The following is a 24,008-nucleotide window of genomic DNA, read 5'->3' on the forward strand; positions in this document are numbered from 1 at the left end:
AGGCGCTGTTGGCACGCGCCAGCAAGAGCTGGATCACCACCGCGTTGCGCCACGACCGGTCGGTAAGGAAGTCCCGGGCCTGCCGACGGTAGGGGCGTTCGCGTGTCGTTCGAAGTCGTCCTGTCCCGCGTCGCCGGGATGTCCGCGGCCGGCCTCTGGGCCATCGCCGCCATCCTCGTCATCGTCTTCCTCGGCGCCTGGCTGATCTACCGCCTCCACCTTGCGAAACGCAAGGACGGCGAGCGCTTCCGCCTCAAGCTGCCGTTCTTCGAGATCGAGACCGGCCCGCCGGCCGAGAAGAAGGACGAATGAAGCTGGAGTCACTCCAGGATCGTTAGCAAAGCAAACGATTACCGCCTAAGCTCGCACCCATGGAGTTTCGTCGTCTCGGCCGTAGCGGCCTCAACGTCAGTGAGATCTCGTACGGGAACTGGCTCACCCACGGTTCCCAGGTCGAAGAAGACCAGGCGCACGCCTGCATCAAAGCCGCCCTCGACGCGGGCATAACCACGTTCGACACCGCCGACGTCTATGCCAACACCGCCGCCGAATCGGTCCTGGGCCGCGGGCTGAAGGGGCAGCGGCGCGAGAGCCTGGAGATCTTCACCAAGGTCTTCTGGCCCACCGGCCCCAAGGGCCCCAACGACAAGGGCCTGTCCCGCAAGCACATCATGGAGTCGGCCAACGCGTCCCTCGAGCGGCTCGGCACCGACTACCTCGACCTCTACCAGGCGCACCGGTTCGACCGGACCGTCCCGCTGGAAGAGACCATGCTCGCCTTCGCCGACCTCGTCCGCCAGGGCAAGGTGCTCTACGTCGGCGTCTCCGAGTGGACCGCCGAGCAGATCAGCCGCGGTGCCGCCCTCGCGCGGGAGCTGAAGATCCCCTTCGTCTCCAACCAGCCGCAGTACAACATGCTCTGGCGCGTCATCGAGGACCAGGTCATCCCCGCTTCCGAGCGCGAAGGCCTGAGCCAGATCGTCTGGTCGCCGATCGCGCAGGGCGTCCTCACCGGGAAGTACAAGCCCGGCGCCGACTTCCCCGCCGGCTCGCGGGCCACCGACGAGAAGGGCGGCGCCAACATGGTCGCCCGGTTCCTCGACGAGAACGTCCTCAAGCGCGTCGCCGAGCTGGAGCCGCTCGCCAAGCAGGCTGACCTGAGCCTCGCTCAGCTGGCCGTCGCTTGGGTGCTGCAGAACCCGAACGTCGCCTCGGCGATCATCGGGGCTTCGCGCCCGGAGCAGGTGCACGAGAACGTCAAGGCCGCCGGCAAGAAGCTCGACGCCGACCTGCTCAAGGCCATCGACGACGTCCTCGGTGACGTCGTCGAGCGCGACGCGAGCCTGACCAAGAGCCCCTAATCCTGGTTGATCCGCCCCTGGACCGGCACCCCGAGGTCGAACGCGTCCTCGGGGGCCATCCGGGGCTCGAGCCCGAACCCGCGCAGGAGGCGGCTGGCCCCGGCCAGCCGGTCGCCGCCGCGGCCGGGCACCCGCGCGGGGGCCAGCCCGCGCGATGTCAGCAGCGTCTCGACGTCGTCGATCAGCTGGTACGGGTCGCAGTCAGCCACGGACCCAGGTCTCCCCCGTGATCCGCTCGTAGACCTCGGTGTAGCGCTGCCTCGTCTGCTCGACGATGTCCGCCGGGATCTCCGGCCCGGGCGGGGTCTGGTCCCAGCCCGTCGAACGCGACCAGTCGCGGACGAACTGCTTGTCGAACGCGTGCTGCGGACGGCCCGGCTCCCACTCGTCGGCGGGCCAGAAGCGCGACGAGTCCGACGTCAGGACCTCGTCGCCGAGGGTCAGCGTGCCGTCGGCGTCGAAGCCGAACTCCAGCTTCGTGTCCGCGATGATCACGCCCTGCTTCGCCGCGTGCTCGGCGCCCTGTGTGTAGATCTCCAGCGTCAGCTCGCGAAGCCGCTTCGCGGTGTCTTCGCCGATCTCGTTCAACACCTCGTCGAAGGTCATGAACTCGTCGTGGCCGGTGTCGGAGATCTTCGTCGTCGGCGTGAAGATCGGCTCCGGCAGCTTGTCGCCCTCGACCAGGCCCGGCGGCAGCGCGACGCCGGAAATCGCCCCGTCGCGCTGGTACTCGCGCAGGCCCAGACCGGCGAGGTGGCCGCGTGCGATGCACTCGACCTGGACCATCTTCAGCGGCTTGCAGCGCATCGCGCGCCCGGCGAACTGCTCCGGGACGTCCGTCGTCGACACGACGTGGTTCGGGACCACGCCGGACATCCGCTCGAACCACCACGCCGACAGCTGGTTGAGCAGCGCGCCCTTGTCGGGGATCGGCGTCGGCAGCGAGACGTCGTAGACCGAGACGCGGTCGGACGCGACGAGCAGGATGTCCCCGCCGTCGAGTTCGTACAGGTCACGGACCTTGCCCGCGTGGATGTGCTTCATTCGCCGTCCTCAGTCGTGTACTCGTAGAAAACCCAGTGGTCGGGCAAGGCGGCGGACTCACCGTACTCGACGACCGTCCCGTCGGCCGCCAGGAAGGTGCTCCGGCCCAGCAGCACCGGCGACCCGGCGGGCAGCCCCAGCTCGGCCGCCTCCTCCTCGTCCGCGCGGCCCGCCGCGTGCCGTTCCTGCGTCGTCACGATCTTCGTGCCGAGCCGCGCGGCCGCGTGGGCCGAGGTGCCCTCGACGATCCGGTCGGGCACCAGCAGCGCCGGCGCCTTGGCCGACAGCGCGCCGTCGAACCACGACGTCGACGTCGACAGCGGCCGCGAGTCCGGCCCGTAGGTGGTGCGCCGCCGGCGGATCGCCGGGGCGCCCTCCTCCAGGCCCAGCGCGGCCGCGGCGCGATCGGAGACCTGCTCGAGGCCGGCCGACCGGATCACGGCGAAGTGGCCGGGTGGGTAGATGCGGCCGCTGCGGGCCGAAGCGGCGCTGCGGTCGCGCGCCGTGCGGTGCAGGCCGCCGCGGTCGACGACCGTGCCGACACCGCGCACGGGGCGCACGAGCCCCTGCGAGCGCAGCGTGGCCAGGACCTTGGTGGCCGTCGCCATGGCGACGGCCCACGTGCGCGCGATCTCGCGGGCGGACGGCACCGCGTCGCCCTCCTGCAGCCGGCCGGACAGGATGTCTTCACGAATCCGGCCCGCGATCTGCAGGTACGGCGGCTCAGGACGATCGAGGGTGGGCAAGGCGGCTCCTCACGCCGGAAATCACGCACAAGTGTTCTAGCACGCCGGAGTGTGTCCCACAAAGGCCTGTTCAGAACCACCCAGGTGTACTAGTACACGTGCTGGACTGCGCTCTAGTGCGCAAGTTACCCTCGAAAGTGTGTCCCCGCCCACAGCACACAGCGGTTCGAGCGGCCCGGGCCTCGAGGAACTCCTCGAGGAGCTCCGGCGCCGCAAGTGGGTATTGCACCTGTTCGGCGGCCGCGAGGCCCCGGAGCTCTACGCCGCGGTCCACACCTGGCCGACCTGCGCCGACGTCATCGTCCTCCGGGACGAGCACCGCGCCAGCGCCTACCGAGTACCGACCTTTCCCGGCACCGACGTGTTCAGCCCTCGGGTGGTGACCTGGCAGTACCACGCCACCCCGGTCTGGACGCTGCGGGCGGTGCTCACGCTCGCGGAGCCCGGCACCCCGGGCGCGCCGCTGCAGGCGCTGCGGCCACAGCCGCAGTGCCACATCCCGCCGGAGCTGCGTCACGACGTGATGATCCGGCCGACGAGCACCACGCCCGAGTCCGCCCGGGAAAAGGACGACGGTGGCGGCCCGCCCGCGTGCGCCTAGCGGTTTTCAGGCTCGGCGGGCGAGCAGCCGCTCCGCGACCACCAGGTCGTGGGGATAGGTGATCTTGAGGTTCTCGGGAGCCCCCGGGACCCAGCGGATCGGCAGGGAGGAGAACCGCTCCATGCACGACGAAGTGTCCGTCCCGAGAAAGCCTTCCCGCTCGGCCTGTTCGTAGGCCTCGAGCAGCGGTCCGGCCCGGAAGCCCTGAGGCGTCTGGACGCGGATCGCGCCGGGCACCTGGGCGACCAGGTGCCCGGCATCCACCCCGACGACGTCGTCAGCGGCCAGGCCCGGCACAGCCCCCCCGTCCTCGCGTGTCCGGGTCAGCACCGCTTCGACCAGCTGTGGGTGGACCAGCGGCCGGGCCGCGTCGTGCAGCAGCACGGCGTCGACCCGGCCGCCTGCGATTCTCGGGGCGAGGTGGCGCAGCGCGTTGAGCTCCGACGCCTGGCGGGTGTCGCCGCCGGGCACGATCTCGACGCCGTCGCCGGCCACCTCGTCGGCGAGTTCCCGGTCCTGCGGCCGGATCACCAGCACCAGCACCCCGATGCCCGGGACGCGCTTGAAGGCGTCCAGCGACCAGGCGACCACCCGCCGGCCGGCCAGGGGCAGGTAGACCTTGTTCAGCTTCGCGCCGACACGGGTGCCCGCGCCGCTGGCCAGCACCACCGCGGCCGCCGTCGTCTCCACGAGCCGCGAGACTACCGGCCGCGTCCCACCGGTAGGTTGGCCACAGCGTTGCAGTGGACGTTGCCGTGCACGAGAAAGGGCCTGGTGTGGAGCCGGAAGACATCGAGTTCCCCGAGATCACCCCGCCCGACGACCACGCCCGGTCCGACGCGATCGCCCTGCACGACAAGCTGGTCAAGCCGGCCGGGTCGCTGGGCAGGCTCGAAGAGCTGGGTGTCTGGATCGCGGCCTGCCAGGGCCAGTCGCCGCCGCGGCCGTTCACCCGGCCGCGCGTGATCGTCTTCGCCGGTGACCACGGCATCGCCGCGAAGGGCGTCTCCGCCTATCCCGCCGAGGTCACCGCGCAGCTGCTGGGCACGATGCTGACCGGCGGCGCCGCGATCAACGTCCTGGCCGCCGCCGCGGGGGCGAGCGTCCGCGTGGTCGACATGGCCGTCGACACCGAGGCACCCGCGACACGCTCGATCGGCGAGTACAAGGTCCGTCGCGGCTCCGGGTCCATCGACGTCGAGGACGCCCTGACCGCCGACGAGGTCAAGGCCGCGGTCCGCGCCGGGATCGCGATCGCCGACGCCGAGGTCGACGGCGGCGCGGACCTGCTCATCCCCGGTGACCTGGGGATCGGCAACAGCACGCCCGCGTCGGTACTGGTGGCGGCGCTGACCGGCACCGAGCCGGTCGCGGTGGTCGGTCGCGGCTCCGGCATCGACGACGACGCGTGGATGCGCAAGGCGACGGCGGTGCGCGACGCGCTGCGCCGGGCCCGCGCGGTCCTGGCCGACCCGATCGCCCTGCTGCGCACCACGGCGGGCGCGGACCTCGCGGCGATGGCCGGGTTCCTGGCCCAGGCCGCGGTCCGCCGGACGCCGGTGGTGCTGGACGGGCTCGTCGCGTGCGCCGCGGCGCTCGTCGCCGAGGACCTGGCTCCCGGCGCGCGACGCTGGTGGGTGGCCGGGCAGCGAACCGCCGAACCCGCTCACTCGCTCGCGCTGGAGCACCTGGACCTCGGCCCGCTGCTGGAGCTGGACGTCCGCCTCGGTGAGGGCACCGGCGCCGTGACGGCGTTGCCGCTGCTGATGATGGCCGCCCGCGTCCTCGCCGAAACCGCGACGCACGAGCAGGCCGGCGTCTCCGGCCCGGTCATCCCGGCCACCGCCTCCTGAGCACGCGGAAAGGGCCCCGCACGGGAAGTGCGGGGCCCTTTGCCGTGGTCAGGCCAGCGGGACCATCCAGTGGTCGGCGTCGGGACGGGTGCCCTCCTGGATCCCCGTCAGCTCTTCGCGCAGCTTCATCGTCAGCGTGCCCGGCTGCCCGTCGGCGATCGTGAACTCGCCGCCCGCGTGCTTGACGTGCCCGACCGGCGTGATCACCGCCGCCGTGCCGCACGCGAACGTCTCGGTCAGCTCGCCCGAAGCCGCCGCCTTCTCCCACTCGTCGGTGGAGATGCGGCGCTCCTCGATCTTGTAGCCGAGCCGCGAAGCGAGCTGCAGCAGCGACTTGCGGGTGACGCCGGGCAGCAGCGAGCCGGTCAGCTCGGGCGTGACCACCCGGGCGTTCTCGCCGGAGCCGAAGACGAAGAACAGGTTCATCCCGCCCATCTCCTCGACCCAGCGCCGCTCCACCGCGTCGAGCCAGACGACCTGGTCACAGCCCTTTTCGACGGCCTGCGCCTGCGCCACGAACGACGCCGCGTAGTTGCCGGCGCACTTGGCCGCGCCGGTGCCGCCGGGTGCCGCGCGGACGTACTCCGTCGACAGCCAGACGCTCACCGGCTTCACGCCGCCGGAGAAGTACGAGCCGGCCGGGGACGCGATGACCGCGTACACGTAGTCGGCCGCCGGGCTGTTGACGCCGAGCCCGGTGGACGTCGAGATCATGAACGGCCGCAGGTAAAGGGAATCACCCTGGCGGGTGGGCACCCAGCGGCTGTCCACGGCGACGAGCTCCCGCAGCGACTCGAGGAAGACGTCCTCGGGCAGCTGCGGCATCGCGAGCCGCTCGGCCGACTGCCGGAACCGCGCGGCGTTGGCGTCCGGGCGGAACGACGCGATCGTGCCGTCCGGCTGGCGGTAGGCCTTGAGCCCCTCGAAGATGGCCTGGCCGTAGTGCAGCACCGACGTCGCCGGGTCGAGCGTGAACGGCGCGTAGGGGCCGACCTGGGCGTCGTGCCAGCCTTCGGTCTTCGACCACTTGACGGTCGCCATGTGGTCGGTGAAGTAGAGCCCGAAACCGGGCTTCTCGAGTACCTCCGCGACACGGTCCGCGCTCGCAGGACTCGGGTGCGGGACGTGGGCGAACTGCGTCGAGGTGGTCATGGCTACACGATACCGTTTGGTCGGAGGCGCGTTAGTCGGATGTCCCACTGTTCCGGGGGGTTCCGCCACCTCCCCGCGCTCGCGCCGGGATGACCCTAGGATGACACCGTGACCTACCACTCCACGGAGCCGGTCCCCCGGCCCAAGACCGGCGGGGCCGACGTCAAGACGTTCGTCACCGCGGTGCTGCTGACCTTCGGCGTCGGCTTGCTCGGCATGGTCGGCTGGGCCGTGCTCAGCAGCGGCTTCGGCGGCTTCCTCGGCCTCGTCGCGGGCGTCTTCGGCGTCGTGTGGTGGCGGAAGATCCACGGCAAGGCGTTCCCGGAGGTGCTTCCGACGAAGTCGGTCGTCATCCTCGCGGTCGTCAACGCGGTGCTGGCGCTGGTCCTCTTCCTGACCGCGGGCTGAGCTCTTCCAGCAGCCCCGCGGGCAGCTCGGGCACCGGCCAGTCCGGGTCCGGGCGGAAGTCGGTGTCCGTCCCGTCGAACGGGTAGGCGCCGCGCTCGGCCAGCGCCCCGATCCGCTCGCCCTCGGCGCGCAGCCGGTCGAGCTGCTCGTGCGTCAGGCGGCCGGCGTCGATCGCGACCTCGGCCTCGTCCTCGTCGTCCCAGCGCCAGGTGCCGTCCCGCTCGACGACGACGTCGAGCACGCCGTCGACGCGGTCCACCCCGGCCGGGCTCCGGCCGAGCGGGACCTCGAGGTTGACGTACCAGTTCGTGAACTCGCCGGCGGCGTCGAAGAACCACCAGACCGACGACCACTCGTCGTCGGCGATGCGCCGCAGCGTGGACGTGCGGTGCCAGAAGTCCGGCACGGCCACGCGCGGGATGCGGAACCGCTGCTCCAGGGGCGCGTCCGCCATGTGCCGGCCGTCCACCAGCCTGCTGCCGACGATCGGGGTGCCGGCCGGCAGCCAGGCGAGCAGGACGCGGCCGTCGTCGGCGAGCACGCGCAGCGGGTGGACCTGGCCGATCGAGCCGTCGGGGCGGTGGAACCGCTCGACCACGGTCTCCCCCGGCCGCCAGCGTCGATCACTCACGTGACCCACTGTACCGACGCGCGCGCACGCCCAGTAGCAGCTCGATCACGGTCACCAGTCCCGCGACGACGAGCACGGGCAGCGCCGGCAGGAAGTACGCGGCCACCGCGGCGACGGCGATCCCCGCGAGTCCCGGCACGCCGGCCCGCTCCCGGACCTCGACTCCGGCGGCGAGCGCCGGCACCACGGTCGCGACCACGGCGAAGGCCGTGAGCAGCGGCTGCAGCGAGTCCGCGTCGGCGGCGGAAAGCAGGTCGCGCAACGACGTCAGGGAAAGCCCGAGCCGGACCGAGCCGAGCTGGTACAACGCGGCGAAGGCGGCGAACACGGCGACCGCGCCGAGCAGCAGCACCCGCCAGCCCGCGCCTTCGCGGCCGCCGGGGCGGAGGAACGGCAGGAAGACCACCGCGGCGACGAGGATGCCCGCGAAGTCCGGGATCTGCAGCCCGCCCCCGGCCGTCGACACGGGTGGCACGGCCACGCACACCGCGACCAGGACCAGCCCCGCCGCGAGCAGCAGCCCGCCCGCGATCCGTACGACGATCGTCGGGATCTTCAGCCCGGCGAACCCGGCGCCGGTCACCACCACGACGAACGCCACGGCCGCCAGCTCCCGGTGCGTGGGGACGACGTAAGCGCCGAACGCGATCGCGTAGACGGTCACCTCGGCCAGCCTCGCGAAGGCCACCACGACCCGGTCGACCTGCGCGTCCGCCGGTTCCGGGACCCGCGCCGTCACCCCCGCCGCGATCGCCGCCAGCACCAGCCCCGCGAGCAGCCACCAGCCCGCGCCCGCCGCTCCCGCCGCCAGCGCCACCAGCAGCCCACCGCCCAGCCGCACGAGGCCCCTCCCTCTCCCTCTGTTCACCCGTGGTCCGGTCGTCATTAGCATGGCTCACGATCCCGACCGGGCCGGCGCCCGGTACCACCGCGAACGCGCGAGGAGCCAGAAGTGACCGTGCCTAAGCTCGCCCTGTCCGACAACACCGGGGAGGCACTGGCCAAGACGCGCGCCGACGTGATCGTCATCGGCACCCTGGCCGGCGAGGACGGGCCGCTGCTCGCCGCGGGTGCCGCCGCCGTGGACGCCGCCTTCGACGGCCGCCTCGCGGGGCTGCTCGCCACCCTCGGTGCCAGCGGCAAGGCCGAAGAGGTCGTCAAGATCCCGACGCTGGGCAAGCTCCCGGCGGGGGTCGTGCTCGCCGTCGGCCTGGGCAAGGACGGCGGCGCCGTCACCCCCGAGCAGGTCCGCCGCGCCGCCGGAGCCGCCGGTCGCGCGCTGGCCGGCACCGACCGCGCGTTCGTGACGCTGTCGGAGCTCGACCTGCAGGCCGCCGTCGAGGGCACCGTCCTCGGCTCGTACGTCTTCACCGCCTACCGCTCCGAGAAGGGCGACGCCCCGGTCGCGAAGGTCGACTTCGCGAGCCCGGCCGACGGCACCGCCCGCGAGCACAAGGCGACGCTGAAGGCCGCGACCTCCATCGCCGAGGCCGTCCTCACCGCCCGCGACCTGATCAACACCCCGCCGAACGACCTCTACCCGGCCTCCTTCGCCGACCGCGCGAAGAAGCTGGCCGAGGACAACGGCCTCGAGTTCGAGGTCCTCGACGAGAAGGCCCTCAAGCGCAAGGGCTTCGGCGGCATCCTCGGCGTCGGCGGCGGCTCCGCGCGCCAGCCGCGCCTGGTGCGCATCGCCTACAAGCCGGCCAAGGCCGTCAAGAAGGTCGCGCTGGTCGGCAAGGGCATCACGTTCGACTCGGGCGGCATCTCGCTCAAGCCCGCCGCGAACATGGACCACATGACCTCCGACATGTCCGGCGCGGCCGGCGTGCTCGCGTCGGTGGTGCTGGCGGCGAAGCTGAAGTACCCCCTGGAAGTCGTGGCGCACATCCCGCTGGCGGAGAACCTGCCGTCGGCGACGTCGTACCGCCCGGGTGACGTCCTGACCATGTACGGCGGCAAGACCGTCGAGGTCCTCAACACCGACGCCGAGGGCAGGCTCGTGCTGGTCGACGCGATGGTGCGCGCGGCCGAGGAGAACCCGGACTACCTGATCGAGACCTCGACGCTGACCGGCGCCCAGGTCGTCGCGCTCGGCAACCGCACCGCGGGCGTCATGGGCTCGGACGACTTCCGCGACCGCGTCGCCGGCGTCATGCAGGCCACCGGCGAGAACGGCTGGGCGATGCCGCTGCCGGAGGAGCTGCGCGCCGACCTCGACTCGCGGCTGGCCGACCTCGCCAACGTGACGGGCCACCGCTGGGGCGGGATGCTCGCGGCCGGGATCTTCCTGCGCGAGTTCGTCGCCGACGGCCTCGACTGGGTCCACATCGACATCGCGGGCCCGTCGTTCAACACCGGTTCGCCGTGGGGCTACACCGGCAAGGGCGGCACCGGCGTCCCGGTCCGGACGATCGCCGCGGTCCTGGCGGACATCGCCGCCAACGGCTGACGCCTTTCCTCGCGAAGGGGCTCCCGCCACGGCGGGGGCCCCTTGCGTTTTGGGCCGGAAGATCCCTTTCGATGTGATCCGGGACACCGTACGGTGACACCATCGCGAAGGGGGCAGTGATGACCCAACCGACCCAACCGGTCGAAGAGGACACTCACGCCGCGATCGCCGCCGAGCACGACGAAGAACGTCCCGCCCGCACCCTCTCCCGCGTTCCCGACCGCGTCGTCTACTTCGTCGCGCTCGCGGTCGCCGTGCTGGTGCTCAAGCAGGTGTTCTTCCCCTTCGCCAAGGGCAACCAGTTCTACCTGGTGCTCTTCCTCGGCGTGACGCTCCCGCTGGTCTTCCTCTGCTACCGCCCCCGGCTGCGCGGCCGGGACGACCCCGGCTGGACCGACTGGGCCCTCGCGGTCGTCGCCCTCGCCGTCGGCCTCTACCCCGTGCTCGTCGGCTACGACGACTTCCTGAACCGCCAAGGCATCCTGTCGCCACTGGACATCGTCGCCGGCGCGCTGCTATTGGTGCTGGTCCTCGAAGCCACCCGCCGCACGACCGGGCTGGTGCTGCCGATCGTCTGCCTGCTCTTCCTCGCCTACGCCTACTACGGCGGCTACCTCCCGCAGAACTGGGGCATCGCCCACGCCGGCATCGACTTCAGCCAGATCGTCAACGCGCTCTACAACGACGCGAGCGGCTTCTACGGCACCCCGCTCGACGTCGCGGCGAGCTACATCGTGCTGTTCACGCTCTACGGCGCCGTGCTCAACGCCTCCGGCGCCGGCCGGTTCTTCGTGGACATCTCCTTCGCGGCCTTCCGGAAGTCCCGGACGGCGCCGGGGCGGACGACCGTCCTGTCAGGCTTCCTGCTCGGCACGGTCTCGGGTTCGGGCACCGCGACGGCGGTCAGCCTCGGCTCGATCACCTGGCCGATCCTCAAGAAAGCCGGGTACCCCAAGGAAAACGCGGGCGGACTGCTCGCCGCGGCCGGCATCGGCGCGATCCTCTCGCCGCCGACGCTGGGCGCCGCCGCGTTCATCATCGCCGAGTACCTGCAGACGTCGTACCTGACCGTGCTGATCTGGGCGACCGTCCCGACGCTGCTCTACTACCTCGGCATCGTCTTCGCGATGGAGGCCGACGCGCGGCGCTTCGAGGCCGAACCGGTCGACGTCCCGCACGGCAACCCGTGGCAGCTGCTGCGGCAGGGCGGCTACCACTTCCTGTCGCTGGCGATCATCGTCGTGTTCCTGGCCCTGGACATCCCGCCGTTCGCCGCGGTCGTCTACGCCACCGGCGTCGCCGCGCTCTTCGCACTCATCGCCCGCCGCCACGACGTGCGCGGCTGGGCGAACGACATGGTCGACGCGCTTTCGGCCGGGGTCCGCGGGGCGCTGCCGGTGATCGCGGTGTGCGCGGCGGCCGGCGTGATCACCTCGACCATCACCAAGACCGGGCTCGGCCTCGAGCTCGCGGACGCCCTGGTGGAGCTGGCCGGCGCGTTCACCGACAACGGCACGGTGATCCTGATCCTGACGGTGCTGCTCTCGGCGGTCGCCGTCGGCGTGCTCGGGCTCGCGGTGCCGGTCACCGCGAGCTTCATCATCGCGTGGGTGGTGATCGGCCCGGCCCTGGAGACGCTGGGGGTCGCCGACGCCGAGCGCGCGATGTTCATCTTCTACTACGCCGTGCTTTCCGAGGTCACGCCGCCGACCGCGCTCGCCGCCGTCGCGTCCGCGGCCATCACCGGCGGGTCGGTGCTCGGCACCATGTGGCAGTGCTGGAAGTACACGCTGCCGGCCTTCCTGGTGCCGATCGCCTTCGTGCTCACCGACAACGGCGCCGCGCTGCTGCTGCAGTCCGATGTGCTCACCGTGCTGTGGGTGGCGGCGGTGTCCGCGGTGGCCGTGGCCGCGCTGGCGGTGGTGACCGGCGGCCGGCTGTTCGGGCCGGTCAGCCTGCCCGTGCGGCTGCTGTTCGTCCCGGCCGCCCTGTGCCTGCTCTACCTGGAGCCGGTGCCGATCGCGGTCGGTGCCGCGTTCGGCGTCGTCGCCGTGCTCGCCCACGCCGTGATCAGAAGGAGGACAGCATGAAACGCGCATTGGCCGCTGCCGCGGTACTCGCTCTGGCCGTCACGGGCTGCGGCGGCAAACAGCAGACGGACTCCCCGGCCGCCGGCGGGACCCAGTCCTGTGAGGCGGGCGAAGGGCGGATCACCATCGCCACCGGCAACAGCGGCGGCGTCTACTACGTGCTCGGCGGCGGCTTGGCCCAGCTGATCAGCAACAACACCAAGCTGCGCGCGACGGCGGCCGAGACCGGCGCGTCGGTACAGAACATCCAGCAGCTGGTGGCCGGCAACTACGACGTCGCGTTCTCGCTGGCGGACACCGCGGCGGACGCGGTGCGCGGCAAGGGATCCTTCGACGGCAAGCCGCAGAAGATCCAGGCGCTGTCCCGGATCTACCCGAACTCGACGCAGGTCCTGGTGCGCACCGACTCGGGCATCTCCAGCGTCGCGGACATGAAGGGCAAGCGGATCTCGACGGGCTCGCCGAAGTCGGGCACCGAGGTCATCGCCAACCGGCTCCTGCAGGCCGCCGGGCTGAAGGACACCGACGTCCAGGCGCAGCGGCTCGACCTGGCCAAGACCGCGGACGGGATGAAGTCGGGCACGCTCGACGGGCTCGTCTGGTCCGGCGGGCTGCCGACCGCGCAGATCACCGACATCACGACGGCGTTGAAGGACAAGGTGAAGTTCCTCGACGTCACGCCGTTGCTGCCGAAGCTCAAGCAGGTCAACGACGTCTACGACCAGGCCGTCATCCCGGCGGCGACGTACGGCCAGCCGGCGGACGTGCCGACGGTCGTGGTGCCCAACCTGCTGCTGGTGCGCGAAGACTTCCCGGCGAACAACGCGTGCGCGCTCACCAAGCTGCTCTTCGACAAGCAGGCGGAGCTGGCGAAGGTCCACCCGGCGGCGAAGGAGTTCACGAAGCAGCTGGCCACGCGGACCGACCCGGTCCCGCTGCACCCGGGGGCGAAACAAGCCCTCGGCTAGGGTGCGGGGGATGGACGCCGGTGAGTACCTCGAGTCGGCGGTCCGGGACGTCCTGACCGCCACCGAACCGGTCCTCGACGACCAGATCGGGTACGCGGCCTTGCTGCTCGCCGTCACCGGCGCCCTCGACGAGACCGACCGGCTCGTCGAGCAGTGGCTCGCCCGCACGGAACGAACGCTGGACGCGCTCGCCGCGGCACCGGTGCGGGCCCGCGCGTGGGCGATGCTGTTCGAGGCCCGCGGCGGCCGTCCGGACTGGGCCTCGGGGTTGTCCCCGCTGGATCTCGATGCCGAGGAGCGCTTGCACACGGCGTCGCTGCGGAAACCGGTCTCCGACCTCGACGGGGTGCTGCCGCCGGGGCCGATCGCGGAGGTGGTCAAGCGCGTCACGCCGGCTCGCCCGGACCGCATCCGCACGGCCCTCGCGGACGGCGACCTCGCACTGTGGGCGTCCCTGGCCAGCCAGCGCCCGGATGTGGCGACGCTGGCGGCGACCCGCGCGCTCGCTCCCGCGCTGGTGGCCGGCGCGGACCCGCTGGGCCTGCGCGACTGGGCGCCGGCGTGCGCGGGCGCGCTGGTCGCGGCGCTGCACGAGCGCTACCCGGCGGAGCTCGGGACCTGGCCGGAGCTGATCGCGGAGATCATGCGGCTGCGAGGGGCGGGCGAACCGCTCCCGGGCGGCGCGGCCGGACCGCGGCTCGGCGCGGCCCCGGGCAGCGCGACCACCGCACCGCTCCTGCGCAGCCGGTCCGCCCTCCCGCCCCCGGCCTCCGAAGCGGCGATCCGCTCGGCCGAACTCCGGCTCGGCGTCGAGCTGCCGGAAGATCACCGCGACTTCCTCCGGACCTGCGACGGCCTGCCCGCGGACGTGGTCTTCCCCCGCTTGCTGGGCACGGCGGAGCTGCGGGCCGAGAACGGCGTGGTGATCCTGGCCGAACCGGCGGTGCTGCTGCTCTCGGCGTCGCACGTGGTCGAGGTCGACCCGGTGCTCGGCAGCACCGTCCACCCGTCGTTCCGCGCGGCGCTGGTCCGGCACGCCGCGCTGCTCGCCCAGGCAGGCTAGCTTGGTCCGGGTGACCACCCTCACCGTGGAGAAGATCACCCCGGACAACGTCGCCGCGGCGTGCCAGCTGGCCGTCCAACCGCACCAGAAGGCCTTCGTCGCACCCGTCGCCGTCTCGCTCGCCGAGGCCTACGCGCAGCCGGAGATCGCCTGGCCGCGACTGATCCTCGACGACGGCGAACCGGTCGCCTTCGTCATGGGCGGCTTCAACCGGGAAGCCGAGCTCGACTTCTTCCGCTGCGGGATCTGGCGGCTCAACGTCGGCGCCTGCGTCCAGGGCCGCGGCCTCGGCCGGTTCGCCGTCGAAACCGTTCTCGAAGAGGCGCGAAGACGCGGCGAAAAGGCCGTCACGGTGCTGTGGATCCCGGCCGAGGGCGGTCCGGCGGACTTCTACCTCAAGCTGGGCTTCCGCCCCACCGGCCAGACCCACCGCGGCGAGGTCGTCGGCCGGCTCGAGCTCTAGACCTGGCCGCGCTTCTTGCGCTCGGTGTACTCGCGCATGCGCTTCGGGTAGCCGACCCGCGCGACCTCGTACACCGGGATCGACCGGCGGTGGCCGAACTGCTGGGCCGCCTCCAGGCTGCCGATCCGGCGGCGGGTCCACTCACCGTCGTGGGCGATCAACACCACAGTGGTCTCGGTGACGTTCGTCTTCGGCTCGACGAAGGCCTCGACACCCCGCCGCGACGCCGCCCACTCGTCGAGGTGATGGGTATCCTCGGAGCTGGCTTTCCGCAGCGTACCGGCCTTCTGCCCGCCCTTGGCGCGCCTGCGCAGCGAGTCGAACAACCCCACCGCGACCACCTTCCCTCCCGAGACTTTCCCCACTCATTATCCCGATGTCCGCGTGTGGTCGGTGTCGCACACCCGGCTAGCTCGCAGCCCCGCCCGGCGTAGTGACAAGATGGCGAGTGTCGCGCGCGCGGTTATACCGGGCACGGGCGACAACAGAGCACCACCCCACTGCTTGCCGAGGAGCTATTGAAGTGACCGACACCTCCGCCGACCTCGTGATCCTGGGAGGCGGATCGGGCGGCTACGCCGCGGCGTTCCGCGCGGCCGAGCTGGGCCTTTCCGTCACGTTGATCGAGAAGGACAAGCTCGGCGGGACCTGCCTCCACCGGGGCTGCATCCCGACCAAGGCCCTGCTGCACGCGGCCGAGGTCGCCGACGAAACCCGCGAAGCCGAGGCGGTCGGCGTCAAGGCCGTGTTCGAAGGCATCGACATCGCCGGGGTCAACAAGTACAAGGACGGGATCGTCTCCCGCCTGTACAAGGGCCTGCAGGGCCTGGCCAAGGCGCACAAGGTGAACCTGGTCGAGGGCAGCGGCACGTTCGTCGGCGGCACGACCGTCGAGGTGGACGGCACCCGCCACACCGGCAAGAACGTCATCCTCGCCACCGGTTCGTACTCGCGCACGCTGCCCGGGCTGGAGCTCGGCGGCCGCGTCATCGCCAGCGAGCAGGCCCTCTCCCTGGACTACGTGCCCAAGAAGGTCGTGGTGCTGGGCGGCGGCGTCATCGGCGTCGAGTTCGCCAGCGTCTGGGCCTCCTTCGGCGTCGACGTCACCATCGTGGAAGCGCTGCCGCGGCTCGTCCCGAACGAGGACGAGTTCGCGTCCAAGCAGCTCGAGCGCGCTTTCCGCCGTCGCAAGATCGCCTTCAAGACCGGCGTCCGGTTCACCGGCGCGAAGCAGGACGACAACGGCGTGAGCGTCTCGCTGGAGTCCGGCGAGACCATCGAGGCCGACCTGCTGCTGGTCGCCGTCGGCCGCGGGCCGAACTCCGCGGGCCACGGCTACGAGGAGGCCGGCGTCAAGATCGAGCGCGGCTTCGTCATCACCGACGAGCGGCTGCGCACCAACCTGCCGAACGTCTACGCCGTCGGCGACATCGTCCCCGGCCTGCAGCTCGCGCACCGCGGCTTCCAGCAGGGCATCTTCGTCGCCGAGGAGATCGCCGGGCAGAGCCCCCGCGTGATCGACGAGAGCGGCATCCCGCGCGTCACCTACTCCCACCCGGAGGTCGCGTCGGTCGGGCTGACCGAGTCGCAGGCGAAGGACAAGTACGGCGCCGACGTCACGACGTTCACCTACGACCTCGGCGGCAACGGCAAGAGCCAGATCCTCAAGACCTCCGGCGGGGTCAAGCTGGTCAAGGCCCCGGACGGCCCGGTCGTCGGGGTCCACATGGTCGGCGACCGCGTCGGCGAGCTGATCGGCGAAGCGCAGCTGATCTACAGCTGGGAGGCTTTCCCCGAAGACGTCGCGCCGCTCATCCACGCGCACCCCACCCAGACCGAGGCCCTCGGTGAAGCGTTCCTCGCCCTCGCGGGGAAGCCGCTGCACGTGCACAGCTGACGTCCCACCAGCAGAATCCAGACCACGCAGAACTTGGAAGAGGAGTCAGCGAACGATGGCCTACTCCGTCACATTGCCGGAGCTCGGGGAGAGCGTCACCGAAGGCACCGTCACCCGGTGGCTTAAGCAGGAGGGCGACACCGTCGAGGTCGACGAGCCGTTGCTCGAGATCTCGACCGACAAGGTCGACACCGAGGTTCCGTCCCCGGTGGCGGGCACGGTCGTGAAGATCAGCGCCGCCGAAGACGAGACCGTCGAGGTCGGCGCCGAGCTCGCCGTCATCGACGACGGCTCGGGTGGCGCGCCCGAATCCTCCGCACCGGCGCAGGAAGCGCCCGCGCAGGAGGAGTCCGCGCCCGAACCGGAGCCCGAGCCCGAACCGCAGGCCCAGGACAGCGCCCCGAGCAAGCCGGACACCGCGCCGGCCGCCGGGGGTGAAGGCACCGAGGTGAAGCTGCCCGAGCTGGGCGAGAGCGTCACCGAAGGCACCGTCACGCGCTGGCTGAAGCAGGTCGGCGACTCGGTCGAGGTCGACGAGCCGTTGCTCGAGATCTCCACCGACAAGGTCGACACCGAGGTGCCGTCGCCGGTCGCCGGCACGGTGCTGGAGATCCGCGCGGGCGAGGACGAGACCGTCGAGGTCGGCGGCGTCCTGGCCGTGATCGGCGACGCGAACGCGGCGCCGAAGGCCGAGTCCAAGCCCGAGCCGGTCCAGGAGTCCAAGCCGGAACCCAAGCCGGAGCCGAAGCCCGAGCCCAAGCCCGAGCCGGTCCAGGAGTCCAAGCCGGAACCGAAGCCCGAGCCCAAGCCGGAGCCGAAGGCCGAGCCGGCCGCGGCGAAGGAGAGCTCGGCGGACGGCCCGTACGTCACGCCGCTGGTCCGCAAGCTCGCGTCGGAGCACGGCATCGACCTCGCGTCGCTGACCGGCAGCGGCGTCGGCGGCCGGATCCGCAAGCAGGACGTCCTGGCCGCGGCCGAGGAGAAGCAGAAGGCGGCCGCCGCTCCGGCTCCGGCTCCGGCTCCGGCTGCTGCTCCGGCCGCCGCCGCCCCGTCGGCGCCCGCCGCGCGTCCGGCACCCGCGGTGTCGGCGGAGCTCGCCGCGCTGCGCGGCACCGTGCAGAAGGCCAGCCGGATCCGCCAGATCACGGCCACCAAGACCCGCGAGTCGCTGCAGATCGCCGCGCAGCTCACGCAGGTCCAGGAGGTCGACGTCACGAAGATCGCCAAGCTGCGGCAGCGGGCGAAGGCGGGCTTCAAGGAGCGCGAGGGCGTCAACCTGACGTTCCTGCCGTTCTTCGCGAAGGCCACCGTCGAGGCGCTCAAGCAGCACCCGAACGTCAACGCGTCCTACAACGAGGACACGAAGGAGATCACCTACCACGGTGCCGTGCACCTGGGCATCGCGGTGGACACCGACCGCGGCCTGCTCTCGGTGGTCATCCACGACGCGGGCGAGCTGAGCCTGGCCGGTATCGCGCACCGCATCGCCGACCTGGCGGGCCGGGCGCGCTCCGGGCAGATCAAGCCCGACGAGCTGTCCGGTGGCACGTTCTCCATCACGAACATCGGCAGTGTCGGCGCCCTGTTCGACACGCCGATCATCGTGCAGCCGCAGTCCGGCATCCTCGGGACCGGCGCGGTCGTCAAGCGCCCGATCGTCGCCACCGACGCGGACGGCAACGACACCATCGCCATCCGGTCGATGGCGTACCTCCCGCTGACGTACGACCACCGCCTGGTGGACGGCGCCGACGCGGGCCGCTTCCTGATGACGATCAAGCAGCGCCTGGAAGAAGGCAACTTCGAGGACGAGCTCGGCCTCTGAGTGCCCCGACCGTGAAGGGCTCCTCATCCGCTGGTGAGGGGCCCTTCACGGCGTTCCGGGCCTGGCTGTCCGCGCACCGCGACGCCGTCTCGGTCGTGGCGGACGACGGCCGGCACCACCTGGCCCACCACGCCGAGGTGCCGCGAGTCCTGGCCTCGACGATCAAGGTCATCCCCCTGCTCGCCTACACGACCGCGGTCGCCGGCGGCGCGCTCGACCCGGCCGAGCGGGTCCGCGTCGGCGACTGGGACGCGTTCCACCCCTTCGACGGCGACGGCCCGATCGGCGCCGGTGCCCACCACCGGGCGCTGACCTCGCTGGGCGTCGCCTGCGACGAGTACGGCGTCGCCCACGAGCCCGGCCGGCGCGTCCCGCTCGACGCGATCGCCACGGCGATGATCACCGAGAGCGACAACGCGGCGGCCGACTACCTCCGCGCCCGGCTCGGCGCGGACGCGCTGAGCACCGCCGCGGTAGCTGGCGGCTGGCCGGACGCCGACCTCCGGTGGTTCTGCGGCGAAACCCTCCGCTCCTTCTACCCCGGCGAGCCGGACCTGACCGCGCGTTTCACCGGCGACCCCGCGTTCCGGCGGGAGGTCCTCGAGCGCGTGCGCGGCGAGCCGATCTCCGCCGAAGCCGAGTGGGACTGGACGCGGGAGACCGCGCACGGCACGGCCGCGCGGCTCTTCGCCTTCCACCGCCACCTCGTCACCGCGGACACCGCCGCGGCCGCCCTCGCGCGCGGCAAACTCGGCGGGGACGTGCGCTACAAGGGCGGCGCCTTGCCCCGCAGCCGCGGTTTCGGCCTCTCCGCGGCCGGTGGGACCGTCGCGATGTTCTTCACCGGAACGGACTTCCCCGAGGTCCCGCTCGCCGAGCTGGGTTCGGCGATCCTCGCCGACCTGCCGGGTTTCGCGCGAGACCTGGGCGTGCGGCCCGGACCGGGATGGGCGACGATCGACCCATGCGAGTACTGATCGCCGGAGCGAGCGGCTTGATCGGGTCGGCGGTGGGCGACCGCCTGCGGCGCGACGGCCACGAGGTCCGCACCCTGGTGCGGCGCGAGGCGCGCGGAGGCGGCGAATTCCGCTGGGACCCGCCGTCCGGCACCATCGCGGACGGCGCCTTCGAAGGCGTGGACGCCGTCGTGAACCTCGGTGGCAAGCCGCTGTTCCCGGGGCGCTGGAGCGCGATGCGCAAGCAGGAGCTCATCGACAGCCGCGTCGAGCCGACGGAGGTGCTCGCCGAGGCCGTCGCCGAGCACGGCGTCGGGGTGCTCGTCAACGCTTCCGCCGTCGGGTACTACGGCCACACGCACGAGTCCACTGTGGACGAATCCGGACCCCGGGGTGGCGGTTTCCTCGCCGAGCTCTGCGAAGCCTGGGAAGCGGCGACGTCGGGTGCGGGCGACGCGCGCGTCGTGAACCTCCGGACCGGGCTGGTGCTCTCGGCCAAGGGCGGCCTGTACGGCACGCTCCGCCCGCTCTTCCAGCTGTGCCTGGGCGGGCGGCTCGGCGACGGCCGGCAGTACATGGCGTGGATCGCCCTTGAGGACGAGGTCGGCGCGATCGTCCACGCCCTCACCCACGACGACCTGGCCGGCCCGGTCAACCTCAGCGGCCCGGCGCCGGTGACCAACGCCGAGTTCACCCGCACGGTCGGGCGGGCCCTGCACCGCCCCGCGCCGTGGTGGGTGCCCGGGATCGCGCTCAAGACCGTGCTCGGCCAGGCCGGCGAGGAGATGGCGCTGTTCGGGCAGCGGGCCGTGCCGGCCGCGTTGGAGCGGTCCGGGTACGAGTTCCGGCACCGGACCCTGGACAGCGCGCTCGCAGCGGCATGAGCGTTCCGCTGCAACGCTGGCTCGTCGTCGGCGTGGTACTCGCGGCGGCGTTCGTCGTGCTCGGCCTGAGCGTGGCGCGGCAGCCGCTGACCCTCGACGTCGAAGTCGCGAACGCGCTCCACGGCGTGTACGCGGAGCCGCTCGGCCGGGTGGCGCAGGGCGGGAGCGACGTCCTCGGGCCGGTGCTCCCGTTCGTCCTCGGCGCCGCGTTGCTCGCGCTGGCGTTGCGGCGGCGCGAGCACCTCGGGCTGTGCGTGCGGCTGGCCGTCGTGCTGGTGCTGTGCCGGCTGACGAGCCTGGTGTTCAAGCCGCTCTTCCTGCGGGAGCGCCCGCGCGACTACCCGGACCTGAGCTACCCGAGCGGGCACGTGGTGTCGGTGGCGAGCACGGGGTTCGTCCTGCTCCTGCTGTGCGCGTGGCTGTGGCCGCGGCTGGTCCGCCGGGTCGCGGTGGCGGTCGTCGTGGCGGTCGTGCTGTGCGCCGCCTGCCGCGTCGTGCTGGGCGTGCACTGGGTCACCGACACGATCGGAGCAGTGCTGGCGGTGGCCGGTGTCGGACTGCTCTCAGCGTGCGCCTTGCGGCTGCTTCCCCCGGGTGACGGGCGTAGCCTCGACGGGTGAGTTCTTCCCGCACCTCCTGCCGCGCCACCACCGAGCCCGTCGACGTCCGGGAGCTCGGCACGATCGAGTACACCGAAGCCTGGGAGCTCCAGCGGAGCCGGCTCACCGAGCGCGCCGACGGCACCGCGCCGGACACGATGTTCCTGCTGCAGCACCCGTCGGTGTACACCGCGGGCAAGCGCACGGAACCCGCCGACCGCCCGGCCGACGGCACGCCGGTGATCGACGTCGACCGCGGCGGCAAGATCACCTGGCACGGCCCGGGCCAGCTGGTCGGCTACCCGATCGTGAAGCTCGGCGACCCGATCGACGTCGTGCACTACGTGCGGCGGCTGGAGGAGGCGCTGATCCACGTGTGCGACTCCCTCGGCGTGCGCACCGGCCGCGTCGAAGGTCGCAGCGGCGTCTGGATCCCGGCCGACGAGCGCGGCATCGAACGCAAGATCGCGGCGATCGGCATCCGCGTCCAGCGCGGCGTGACGATGCACGGCTTCGAGCTCAACTGCAACGCCGACCTGTCGGCCTTCGACACGATCGTGCCGTGCGGAATCCGCGACGCGGGTGTGACGTCGCTGTCCTACGAGCTGCAACGCGACGTCAGCGTGGAGGCGGTACTCCCGCTGGCCCGCGACGCCGTCTTGGCGGCCCTCGAAGGCGAGCTGCCGGTGAGCGAGGACCGCTGGCTCCCCCGCCCCGAAGCTCCGAAGGCGCCAGGCGTCACCTTCGCGCTCCAGAACTGAAAATGGGCGCCTCCCGGCCGGGAGGCGCCCATTTCCCGGTCAGTCCAGCTGGGGTGCGACCTCGGCGGCGATCAGGTCGATCTGGTCCAGGTCGGACAGGTCCAGCAGCTGCAGGTACACCCGGGTGATCCCGGTCTTCTCGCGCCACTGCCCGATCCGGTCGACGACCTCGGCGGGCGTCCCGGCCAGGCCGCTGGCCCGCAGCTCGGTGACGTCGCGACCGAGCGTCTCGGCCCGGCGCGCGACTTCGGCGTCGTCGCGCCCGACGCCGGCGACCAGCGCGACCGACCGCAGGATCTCCTTCGGGTCGCGGCCGATCTCGTGGGCCGCCGCCTCGACGCGGGCGAACTGCGCCGCCGCGGCGTCCTGGTCGGCGAAGGGCAGGTTGAACTCGTCGGCGAACCGCGCGGCCAGCGCCGGGGTGCGCTTCTTGCCCCCGCCCCCGATGATCACCGGCGGCGCCGGGTGCTGCGCCGGCTTCGGCAGCGCCGGCGAGTCGCTCAGCGTGTAGTAGTCGCCCTTGAAGGAGTACGTCTCCCCCGCCGGCGTCTTCCACAGCCCGGTGATGATCTCGAGCTGCTCGGCGTAGCGGTCGAAACGCTCCTTCAGCGGCGGCAGCGTCAGGCCGTACGCCTCGTGCTCGGCGTCGTACCAGCCGGCGCCGAGGCCGAACTCGACGCGCCCGCCGGACATCTGGTCGACCTGCGCGACGGAGATCGCGAGCGGGCCCGGGTACCGGAACGTCGCCGCGGTGACGAGCGTGCCGAGCCGGATCCGGCTGGTCTCCCTGGCCAGGCCGGCCAGCGTGATCCACGCGTCGGTCGGGCCGGGCAGGCCGTCGGCCGAGCCCATCTTCAGGTAGTGGTCGCTGCGGAAGAAGGCGTCGTAGCCGGCGGCTTCGGTCGCCTTGGCGACGCGCAGCAGGTCGTCGTAGCTGGCCCCTTGCTGGGGCTCGGTGAAGATCCTCAAGTCCACGAAAGTCAGCCTATAGAGACGTCGGGCTCCGTGCGCCGCAGCCGTACCAGCATGCGGACGATGACGTCCTCGATCTCGGCGCCGACCTTCTTCGGGTCCGGCGAGCTGGCGATCTCGGTCGCCGCGCTCGACAGCGCGCCGAACAGCAGCCGCGCGGTGACCTCGACCGGCACCGGCTCGACCTCGCCGGCGTCGATCAGCGACTGCAGGCCGGACCGGACGAGCCCGAAGCTGCACCGCTCCTCGGCCTCGCGCCAGCGCTCCCAGCCCATGACGACCGGCGCCTCGTGGATGGCGATCCGCTGGTAGGCCGGGTCGAGGCAGGCGCGGATGAACGCGTTGAGCCCGCCGAGCGCCCGCTCCCACGGCGAGCCCTCACCGGTCATGATCTTGTCGAGCCGGTCGTAGACGAGGCTTTCGACCTGGTCGAACGCGGCTTCGAAGAGGGCCTGCTTGCCGCTGAAGTGGTGGTAGAGCGCACCCTTCGTGACGCGGGCGCGTTTGGCGATCTCGTCGAGCGAGGTACCCGCGTAACCGCGTTTGGTGAACAGTTCCACCGCGCTGTCGACCAACGCCGACCGCGTCGACTCGGAATAGTCGAGTCGTCTGGACCTCATTGTCGCCACCTTCACAACCTTACGCCCGGAGGATCTCTCCATACTCATGGTATGTTCGCCGGGTCAGGTCCGTACCGGGAGTATGCCGCAGACCCGCGGTATGACCCGGGCCACGGAAGGGGAGCCCCACGATGAGCTGGACAGACTTCTACCGGCGTCAGGAAATCCTCGACGCCACGGTCCGCCTGGCCGCCCGCAACCCGGGCGCGCCGCTGCCGCTCGACGAGATCCCCGGCGCCGAGGAGCACTTCGGCACCGAGGAAAACGTCCTGCTGGCCCTGCAGTACCAGTGGACGAGGACGCTGAGCGGCCGCCTGCGCGCCGAGGTCACCGACCCGGACGACGCCGACGGCCTCGGTGACCACGTCGACGCCGTCACCCGCGCGTGGCGGTCCGCCGTCGAAGAGCACGAGACGCTGCGCGCGGTGCTCGACGGGGGTTACGAGCGGCACGCGTCGCTGCGCAGGATGCACGAAGGCGAGCTGCGGATGCTCGCCGTCACGGCCGGGCTGGCCGACCCGCGCGAGCCGGGTGAAGAGATCGTCAAGGTGGGTCACGCGCTCGAGGCGCTGCTGCGCACGAGCCGCGAGGAGCCCGCCCGCCGCCGTCCCGTCATGGGACACCTGCGGCGCCTGCTCGCGCCCTCGGCGTGAACAGGGTTT

27 protein-coding genes are annotated in these 24,008 nt (G+C 71.9%); 17 read left to right on the plus strand and 10 right to left on the minus strand.

Annotated features, from left to right (window positions below; translation table 11 throughout):
* Nucleotides 1-102 precede the first annotated feature (102 nt).
* Nucleotides 103-312 carry a hypothetical protein gene (locus ACZ7PG_RS11355; RefSeq protein ID WP_470238936.1) on the plus strand — a complete coding sequence of 70 codons (210 nt, stop codon included), beginning with the start codon at nt 103-105 and terminating at the stop codon, nt 310-312.
* Nucleotides 313-371: 59 nt separating this feature from the next.
* Nucleotides 372-1,361: an aldo/keto reductase family protein gene (locus ACZ7PG_RS11360; RefSeq protein ID WP_470238937.1), complete on the plus strand. Its 990-nt coding sequence runs from the start codon at nt 372-374 to the stop codon at nt 1,359-1,361.
* Here ACZ7PG_RS11360 and ACZ7PG_RS11365 read toward each other — a convergent pair.
* The 3 genes from ACZ7PG_RS11365 to ACZ7PG_RS11375 are packed head-to-tail and all read right to left on the minus strand — an operon-like array spanning nt 1,358 to nt 3,151.
* Nucleotides 1,358-1,570 (minus strand): hypothetical protein, encoded by a 213-nt coding sequence (locus ACZ7PG_RS11365; protein WP_470238938.1) that lies wholly within the window; start codon nt 1,568-1,570, stop codon nt 1,358-1,360. The genes ACZ7PG_RS11360 and ACZ7PG_RS11365 overlap by 4 nt on opposite strands.
* On the minus strand, nt 1,563-2,405 hold the full coding sequence (locus ACZ7PG_RS11370; RefSeq protein WP_470238939.1) for a phosphoribosylaminoimidazolesuccinocarboxamide synthase: 843 nt from the start codon (nt 2,403-2,405) through the stop codon (nt 1,563-1,565). Before ACZ7PG_RS11370 ends, ACZ7PG_RS11365 begins: the two co-directional genes overlap by 8 nt.
* Nucleotides 2,402-3,151 (minus strand): GntR family transcriptional regulator, encoded by a 750-nt coding sequence (locus ACZ7PG_RS11375; protein ID WP_470238940.1) that lies wholly within the window; start codon nt 3,149-3,151, stop codon nt 2,402-2,404. The genes ACZ7PG_RS11370 and ACZ7PG_RS11375 overlap by 4 nt, the downstream gene beginning before the upstream one ends.
* Before the next feature lie 139 nt (nt 3,152-3,290).
* Between ACZ7PG_RS11375 and ACZ7PG_RS11380 the strand changes: the two genes are divergently transcribed.
* Complete coding sequence (locus tag ACZ7PG_RS11380; protein WP_470238941.1) at nt 3,291-3,752, plus strand: hypothetical protein; 462 nt, start codon at nt 3,291-3,293, stop codon at nt 3,750-3,752.
* Between the two features lie 6 nt (nt 3,753-3,758).
* Here ACZ7PG_RS11380 and ACZ7PG_RS11385 read toward each other — a convergent pair whose 3' ends face one another.
* Nucleotides 3,759-4,442, minus strand: coding sequence for an IspD/TarI family cytidylyltransferase (locus ACZ7PG_RS11385; protein ID WP_470238942.1), 684 nt, complete (start codon nt 4,440-4,442; stop codon nt 3,759-3,761).
* Between the two features lie 86 nt (nt 4,443-4,528).
* Between ACZ7PG_RS11385 and cobT the strand changes: the two genes are divergently transcribed.
* A complete protein-coding gene (cobT, locus tag ACZ7PG_RS11390; protein ID WP_470238943.1) occupies nt 4,529-5,605 on the plus strand; it encodes a nicotinate-nucleotide--dimethylbenzimidazole phosphoribosyltransferase in 1,077 nt (358 codons plus the stop codon).
* A 48-nt stretch (nt 5,606-5,653) separates the two neighbouring features.
* Here the strand turns inward: cobT and ACZ7PG_RS11395 are convergent, their stop codons facing one another.
* Nucleotides 5,654-6,757, minus strand: a complete 1,104-nt coding sequence (locus ACZ7PG_RS11395; protein WP_470238944.1) for a branched-chain amino acid aminotransferase — start codon at nt 6,755-6,757, stop codon at nt 5,654-5,656.
* Between the two features lie 108 nt (nt 6,758-6,865).
* On the opposite strand from ACZ7PG_RS11395, the gene ACZ7PG_RS11400 reads away from it, so the two are divergent.
* The gene (locus ACZ7PG_RS11400; RefSeq protein ID WP_470238945.1) at nt 6,866-7,165 is read left to right on the plus strand and encodes a hypothetical protein; all 300 of its coding nucleotides are present in this window, start codon (nt 6,866-6,868) and stop codon (nt 7,163-7,165) included.
* On the opposite strand, the gene ACZ7PG_RS11405 is transcribed toward ACZ7PG_RS11400, so the two are convergent.
* Both ACZ7PG_RS11405 and ACZ7PG_RS11410 read right to left on the minus strand, forming a co-directional pair.
* A complete protein-coding gene (locus ACZ7PG_RS11405; protein WP_470238946.1) occupies nt 7,122-7,796 on the minus strand; it encodes a DUF402 domain-containing protein in 675 nt (224 codons plus the stop codon). The two genes, ACZ7PG_RS11400 and ACZ7PG_RS11405, sit on opposite strands and share 44 nt — an antisense overlap.
* Nucleotides 7,789-8,637 (minus strand): hypothetical protein, encoded by an 849-nt coding sequence (locus ACZ7PG_RS11410; RefSeq protein ID WP_470238947.1) that lies wholly within the window; start codon nt 8,635-8,637, stop codon nt 7,789-7,791. Before ACZ7PG_RS11410 ends, ACZ7PG_RS11405 begins: the two co-directional genes overlap by 8 nt.
* 111 nt (nt 8,638-8,748) lie before the next feature.
* On the opposite strand from ACZ7PG_RS11410, the gene ACZ7PG_RS11415 reads away from it, so the two are divergent.
* From ACZ7PG_RS11415 to ACZ7PG_RS11435, 5 genes are all read left to right on the plus strand, one after another.
* Entirely contained in the window at nt 8,749-10,248 is a 1,500-nt protein-coding gene (locus ACZ7PG_RS11415) for a leucyl aminopeptidase (protein ID WP_470238948.1), read from the plus strand.
* 119 nt (nt 10,249-10,367) lie between these two features.
* Nucleotides 10,368-12,338 carry a TRAP transporter permease gene (locus ACZ7PG_RS11420; RefSeq protein ID WP_470238949.1) on the plus strand — a complete coding sequence of 657 codons (1,971 nt, stop codon included), beginning with the start codon at nt 10,368-10,370 and terminating at the stop codon, nt 12,336-12,338.
* Nucleotides 12,335-13,306: a TAXI family TRAP transporter solute-binding subunit gene (locus tag ACZ7PG_RS11425; protein ID WP_470238950.1), complete on the plus strand. Its 972-nt coding sequence runs from the start codon at nt 12,335-12,337 to the stop codon at nt 13,304-13,306. Before ACZ7PG_RS11420 ends, ACZ7PG_RS11425 begins: the two co-directional genes overlap by 4 nt.
* 10 nt (nt 13,307-13,316) lie before the next feature.
* Complete coding sequence (locus ACZ7PG_RS11430) at nt 13,317-14,369, plus strand: SMI1/KNR4 family protein (protein WP_470238951.1); 1,053 nt, start codon at nt 13,317-13,319, stop codon at nt 14,367-14,369.
* 10 nt (nt 14,370-14,379) lie between these two features.
* Nucleotides 14,380-14,832 (plus strand): GNAT family N-acetyltransferase, encoded by a 453-nt coding sequence (locus ACZ7PG_RS11435; protein ID WP_470238952.1) that lies wholly within the window; start codon nt 14,380-14,382, stop codon nt 14,830-14,832.
* Here the strand turns inward: ACZ7PG_RS11435 and ACZ7PG_RS11440 are convergent.
* On the minus strand, nt 14,829-15,173 hold the full coding sequence (locus ACZ7PG_RS11440) for an oxidoreductase (protein ID WP_155541890.1): 345 nt from the start codon (nt 15,171-15,173) through the stop codon (nt 14,829-14,831). The genes ACZ7PG_RS11435 and ACZ7PG_RS11440 overlap by 4 nt on opposite strands.
* A gap of 182 nt (nt 15,174-15,355) precedes the next feature.
* Between ACZ7PG_RS11440 and lpdA the strand changes: the two genes are divergently transcribed.
* The 6 genes from lpdA to lipB are packed head-to-tail and all read left to right on the plus strand — an operon-like array spanning nt 15,356 to nt 21,754.
* A complete protein-coding gene (gene lpdA / locus ACZ7PG_RS11445; RefSeq protein ID WP_470238953.1) occupies nt 15,356-16,729 on the plus strand; it encodes a dihydrolipoyl dehydrogenase in 1,374 nt (457 codons plus the stop codon).
* Between the two features lie 55 nt (nt 16,730-16,784).
* The gene (gene sucB, locus ACZ7PG_RS11450) at nt 16,785-18,554 is read left to right on the plus strand and encodes a 2-oxoglutarate dehydrogenase, E2 component, dihydrolipoamide succinyltransferase (RefSeq protein ID WP_470238954.1); all 1,770 of its coding nucleotides are present in this window, start codon (nt 16,785-16,787) and stop codon (nt 18,552-18,554) included.
* A gap of 11 nt (nt 18,555-18,565) precedes the next feature.
* Nucleotides 18,566-19,531: a serine hydrolase gene (locus tag ACZ7PG_RS11455; RefSeq protein ID WP_470238955.1), complete on the plus strand. Its 966-nt coding sequence runs from the start codon at nt 18,566-18,568 to the stop codon at nt 19,529-19,531.
* Nucleotides 19,519-20,394, plus strand: a complete 876-nt coding sequence (locus ACZ7PG_RS11460; RefSeq protein WP_470238956.1) for a TIGR01777 family oxidoreductase — start codon at nt 19,519-19,521, stop codon at nt 20,392-20,394. Before ACZ7PG_RS11455 ends, ACZ7PG_RS11460 begins: the two co-directional genes overlap by 13 nt.
* Nucleotides 20,391-21,014 carry a phosphatase PAP2 family protein gene (locus ACZ7PG_RS11465; RefSeq protein ID WP_470238957.1) on the plus strand — a complete coding sequence of 208 codons (624 nt, stop codon included), beginning with the start codon at nt 20,391-20,393 and terminating at the stop codon, nt 21,012-21,014. The genes ACZ7PG_RS11460 and ACZ7PG_RS11465 overlap by 4 nt, the downstream gene beginning before the upstream one ends.
* Entirely contained in the window at nt 21,011-21,754 is a 744-nt protein-coding gene (lipB, locus tag ACZ7PG_RS11470) for a lipoyl(octanoyl) transferase LipB (protein ID WP_470238958.1), read from the plus strand. The genes ACZ7PG_RS11465 and lipB overlap by 4 nt, the downstream gene beginning before the upstream one ends.
* Nucleotides 21,755-21,793: 39 nt before the next feature.
* Here lipB and ACZ7PG_RS11475 read toward each other — a convergent pair whose 3' ends face one another.
* Together ACZ7PG_RS11475 and ACZ7PG_RS11480 are read right to left on the minus strand one after the other, a co-directional pair.
* On the minus strand, nt 21,794-22,729 hold the full coding sequence (locus ACZ7PG_RS11475) for an LLM class F420-dependent oxidoreductase (protein WP_470238959.1): 936 nt from the start codon (nt 22,727-22,729) through the stop codon (nt 21,794-21,796).
* Nucleotides 22,730-22,734: 5 nt separating this feature from the next.
* The gene (locus ACZ7PG_RS11480; RefSeq protein WP_155541882.1) at nt 22,735-23,346 is read right to left on the minus strand and encodes a TetR/AcrR family transcriptional regulator; all 612 of its coding nucleotides are present in this window, start codon (nt 23,344-23,346) and stop codon (nt 22,735-22,737) included.
* Nucleotides 23,347-23,477: 131 nt separating this feature from the next.
* On the opposite strand from ACZ7PG_RS11480, the gene ACZ7PG_RS11485 reads away from it, so the two are divergent.
* The gene (locus ACZ7PG_RS11485; protein WP_470238960.1) at nt 23,478-23,999 is read left to right on the plus strand and encodes a hypothetical protein; all 522 of its coding nucleotides are present in this window, start codon (nt 23,478-23,480) and stop codon (nt 23,997-23,999) included.
* Nucleotides 24,000-24,008 lie beyond the last annotated feature (9 nt).

The sequence above is a fragment of the Amycolatopsis sp. NPDC114504 genome, assembly GCF_055633595.1.

Bases quoted from the DNA above. Each gene is read 5' to 3' on its own strand.
- ACZ7PG_RS11430 (WP_470238951.1), top strand. From the start codon at position 13,317: ATGGACGCCGGTGAGTACCTCGAGTCGGCGGTCCGGGACGTCCTGACC.
- ACZ7PG_RS11460 (WP_470238956.1), top strand. From the start codon at position 19,519: ATGCGAGTACTGATCGCCGGAGCGAGCGGCTTGATCGGGTCGGCGGTG.
- ACZ7PG_RS11465 (WP_470238957.1), top strand. From the start codon at position 20,391: ATGAGCGTTCCGCTGCAACGCTGGCTCGTCGTCGGCGTGGTACTCGCG.
- ACZ7PG_RS11425 (WP_470238950.1), top strand. From the start codon at position 12,335: ATGAAACGCGCATTGGCCGCTGCCGCGGTACTCGCTCTGGCCGTCACG.
- ACZ7PG_RS11485 (WP_470238960.1), top strand. From the start codon at position 23,478: ATGAGCTGGACAGACTTCTACCGGCGTCAGGAAATCCTCGACGCCACG.
- ACZ7PG_RS11370 (WP_470238939.1), bottom strand. From the start codon at position 2,405: ATGAAGCACATCCACGCGGGCAAGGTCCGTGACCTGTACGAACTCGAC.
- ACZ7PG_RS11420 (WP_470238949.1), top strand. From the start codon at position 10,368: ATGACCCAACCGACCCAACCGGTCGAAGAGGACACTCACGCCGCGATC.
- ACZ7PG_RS11360 (WP_470238937.1), top strand. From the start codon at position 372: ATGGAGTTTCGTCGTCTCGGCCGTAGCGGCCTCAACGTCAGTGAGATC.
- ACZ7PG_RS11395 (WP_470238944.1), bottom strand. From the start codon at position 6,757: ATGACCACCTCGACGCAGTTCGCCCACGTCCCGCACCCGAGTCCTGCG.
- sucB (WP_470238954.1), top strand. From the start codon at position 16,785: ATGGCCTACTCCGTCACATTGCCGGAGCTCGGGGAGAGCGTCACCGAA.
- ACZ7PG_RS11480 (WP_155541882.1), bottom strand. From the start codon at position 23,346: ATGAGGTCCAGACGACTCGACTATTCCGAGTCGACGCGGTCGGCGTTG.